This window comes from Pseudomonas brassicae (assembly GCF_010671725.1).
GTDB classification, from domain to species: domain Bacteria; phylum Pseudomonadota; class Gammaproteobacteria; order Pseudomonadales; family Pseudomonadaceae; genus Aquipseudomonas; species Aquipseudomonas brassicae.
Window position 1 is genome coordinate 1 of the sequence record NZ_JAAHBU010000168.1, and the last position, 3,620, is coordinate 3,620.

Annotated in this window: 4 protein-coding genes; all 4 read left to right on the forward strand. The window is 63.7% G+C overall.

Annotated features, from left to right (window positions below; translation table 11 throughout):
* Positions 1-54 precede the first annotated feature (54 nt).
* Positions 55-963 (forward strand): carbohydrate ABC transporter permease, encoded by a 909-nt coding sequence (locus tag G3436_RS13375; RefSeq protein WP_163945661.1) that lies wholly within the window; start codon positions 55-57, stop codon positions 961-963.
* Entirely contained in the window at positions 956-1,801 is an 846-nt protein-coding gene (locus G3436_RS13380) for a carbohydrate ABC transporter permease (protein WP_163945664.1), read from the forward strand. The genes G3436_RS13375 and G3436_RS13380 overlap by 8 nt, the downstream gene beginning before the upstream one ends.
* Before the next feature lie 3 nt (positions 1,802-1,804).
* Positions 1,805-2,965, forward strand: coding sequence for an ABC transporter ATP-binding protein (locus G3436_RS13385; RefSeq protein ID WP_163945667.1), 1,161 nt, complete (start codon positions 1,805-1,807; stop codon positions 2,963-2,965).
* A gap of 89 nt (positions 2,966-3,054) precedes the next feature.
* A partial coding sequence (locus G3436_RS13390; protein ID WP_420801211.1) for a carbohydrate porin occupies positions 3,055-3,620 on the forward strand: 566 nt, incomplete at its 3' end.

Consider the following 3,620-nt stretch of genomic DNA (forward strand, 5'->3'; position numbering starts at 1 on the left):
GGCTTGCCAGCGAAGCGGTGCATAGCACCGCCACCTCCAACCGAGATCCTTCCGATGAGCACTGTTGCCGTCCTCAACAAGGCCTCCCCCCTCGACGCATTGCAACGCTGGCTGCCCAAACTGGTGCTGGCGCCGAGCATGCTGATCGTGCTGGTGGGGTTCTATGGCTACATCCTCTGGACTTTTGTCCTGTCCTTCACCAACTCCAGCTTCATGCCCAGCTACAAATGGGTCGGCCTGGCGCAGTATGCGCGCCTGATGGAAAACGATCGCTGGTGGGTGGCGAGCAAGAACCTGCTGCTGTTCGGCGGCCTGTTCATCGGCATCAGCCTGGTGGTGGGTGTAGTGCTGGCGGTGCTGCTCGACCAGCGCATCCGCCGCGAAGGCTTTATCCGTACGGTCTACCTCTACCCCATGGCGCTGTCGATGATCGTCACCGGTACCGCCTGGAAGTGGCTGCTCAACCCGGGGCTGGGCCTGGACAAGATGCTGCGCGACTGGGGCTGGGAAGGCTTTCGCCTGGACTGGCTGGTCGACCCCGACCGCGTCGTCTACTGCCTGGTGATCGCCGCCGTGTGGCAAGCCTCGGGGTTTGTCATGGCGCTGTTCCTGGCCGGCCTGCGCGGGGTCGACCAGTCGATCATCCGCGCCGCCCAGGTCGACGGCGCCAGCCTGCCGACGATCTACCTGCGCATCGTGCTGCCCAGCCTGCGCCCGGTGTTCTTCAGTGCGCTGATGATCCTCGCGCACATCGCGATCAAGAGCTTCGACCTGGTGGCCGCCATGACCGCCGGCGGCCCGGGCTACGCCTCGGACCTGCCGGCGATGTTCATGTACTCGTTCACCTTCAGCCGCGGCCAGATGGGCATGGGCTCGGCCAGCGCGATCCTGATGCTGGGGGCGATCCTGTCGATCCTGGTGCCGTACCTGTATTCCGAACTGAGGGGCAAGCGCCATGAGTAACGTATTGCTGCCGCGCCGCCTGAGCCTCAGCCGCCTGGCCATCTACACCACCCTGATCGGCGCCTGCGCGGTGTACCTGATACCGCTGATCGTGATGCTGCTGACCAGCTTCAAGAGCCCCGACGACATCCGCAGCGGCAACCTGCTGAGCTGGCCCGAGGTGATCACTGGCATCGGCTGGATCAAGGCCTGGGACGCGGTGGGTGGCTACTTCTGGAACTCGGTAAAGATCACCGTGCCGGCCGTGGTGATTTCCACACTGCTGGGCGCGCTCAATGGCTACGTGCTGTCGATGTGGCGTTTTCGCGGCTCGCAACTGTTCTTCGGGCTGCTGCTGTTCGGCTGCTTCCTGCCGTTCCAGACCGTGCTGCTGCCGGCCTCGTTCACCCTCGGCAAGCTGGGTATCGCCAGCACCACCACGGGTCTGGTGCTGATGCACATCGTCTACGGCCTGGCCTTCACCACGCTGTTTTTCCGCAACTACTACACCAGTGTGCCGCAGGCCCTGGTGCAGGCGGCGCGCCTGGATGGTGCGGGGTTCTTCACCATTTTCGGGCGCATCCTGCTGCCCATGTCGATCCCGATCATCATGGTGTGCCTGATCTGGCAGTTCACGCAGATCTGGAACGACTTTCTGTTCGGTGTGGTGTTCGCCAGCGGCGATGCACAACCGATCACCGTGGCCCTGAACAACCTGGTCAACACCAGTACCGGGGTCAAGGAATACAACGTCGACATGGCGGCGGCGATGATCGCCGGGTTACCGACCCTGTTGGTCTATGTGCTGGCTGGCAAGTATTTCCTGCGCGGGCTTACGGCCGGCGCGGTCAAGGGGTGAAACATGGCAACGCTTGAATTGCGCAACGTCAACAAGACCTACGGCAGTGGCCTGCCGGATACCTTGAAGAACATCGAACTGAAGATCGGCTCGGGCGAGTTCCTGATCCTGGTCGGGCCTTCGGGCTGCGGCAAGTCGACCCTGATGAACTGCATCGCGGGCCTTGAGCAGATCAGCGGCGGGGCGATCCTGGTGGACGACGCCGACATCAGCGGCATGAGCCCCAAGGATCGTGACATCGCCATGGTGTTCCAGTCGTACGCGCTGTACCCCACCATGAACGTGCGCGACAACATCGCCTTCGGGCTGAAGATCCGCAAGATGGCCCCGGCGGCCATCGATGAAGAGGTGGCGCGGGTCGCCAGGCTGCTGCAGATCGAGCACCTGCTGGCGCGCAAGCCCGGCCAACTGTCCGGTGGCCAGCAGCAGCGCGTGGCGATGGGGCGGGCACTGGCGCGCCGGCCCAAGATCTACCTATTCGACGAGCCGCTGTCCAACCTCGACGCCAAGCTGCGGGTGGAGATGCGCACCGAGATCAAACTGATGCACCAGCGCCTGAAGACCACCACCGTGTATGTCACCCATGACCAGATCGAGGCCATGACCCTGGGCGACAAGGTGGCGGTGATGAAGGACGGGCTGATCCAGCAGTTCGGCACCCCGCAGCAGATCTACAACGACCCGGCCAACCTGTTCGTGGCGAGCTTCATCGGTTCGCCGCCGATGAACTTCATCCCCCTGCGCCTGCAGCGCAAGGAGGGCCGCCTGCTGGCGTTGCTCGACAGTGGTCAGGCGCGTTGCGAGCTGCCGCTGGGCATCGGCGAGGCGGGGCTGGAGGATCGCGAGGTGATCCTGGGCATTCGCCCCGAGCAGATCAGTCTGGCCGCCAGCGAGGGCAATGGCCTGCCCAGCATTCGCGCCCAGGTGCAGATCACCGAGCCCACCGGCCCCGACACCCTGGTGTTCGTCACCCTCAACCAGACCAAGGTGTGCTGTCGCCTGGCGCCGGAGTTCGCACCGCAGGTGGGCGAGAACCTGACACTGCAGTTCGATCCGGCCCGGGTGCTGCTGTTCGATGCTGTCACGGGCGAACGCCTGGGGCGTGCAGGCACACCTGTTGAAATCACCGGCAGGGACAACATCGCCCACTTCAAGGGCCGCTGAATTCGCTGTAGCGCATGAACACCATCGAAAACAATAAAACGAGGAAACAAGGGATGGAGCATTTCAAACGCATTTTGCCTCGGGGCTGCATGACTCTGCTGGCGGCCTTCGGGGTCAGTTGTGGGGCGCACGCTGCCGGCGCCTTCGACCCTGAGTCCAAATGGATGAGCGGCGACTGGGGCGGCATGCGCACCGAGCTGCTGGAGAAAGGCTACGACTTCTCGCTGGATTACGTGGGTGAAGTCGCCGGCAACCTCGATGGCGGCTACAACAACGACAAGACTGCACGCTACAGCGACCAGTTCGCCCTGGGCGTGAAGCTCGACCTGCAGAAGGTGCTGGGCTGGGACGACGCCGAGTTCAAGCTGGCAATCACCGAGCGCAGCGGGCGCAACCTGTCCAATGACCGCATTAGCGACCCGCGGGCCGGGCAGTTCAGCTCGGTGCAGGAGGTGTGGGGGCGCGGCCAGACCTGGCGCTTGACCCAGCTGTGGGTCAAACAGAAGTATTTCGACGGCAAGCTCGACCTCAAGGCCGGTCGCTTCGGCCCGGGCGAGGAGTTCAACAGCTTTCCCTGCGACTTCCAGAACCTGGCCTTCTGCGGCTCGCAGGTGGGCAACTGGGTAGGCAGCATCTGGTACAACTGGCCGGTCAG

Bases quoted from the DNA above. Each gene is read 5' to 3' on its own strand.
- G3436_RS13375 (WP_163945661.1), top strand. From the start codon at position 55: ATGAGCACTGTTGCCGTCCTCAACAAGGCCTCCCCCCTCGACGCATTG.
- G3436_RS13380 (WP_163945664.1), top strand. From the start codon at position 956: ATGAGTAACGTATTGCTGCCGCGCCGCCTGAGCCTCAGCCGCCTGGCC.
- G3436_RS13385 (WP_163945667.1), top strand. From the start codon at position 1,805: ATGGCAACGCTTGAATTGCGCAACGTCAACAAGACCTACGGCAGTGGC.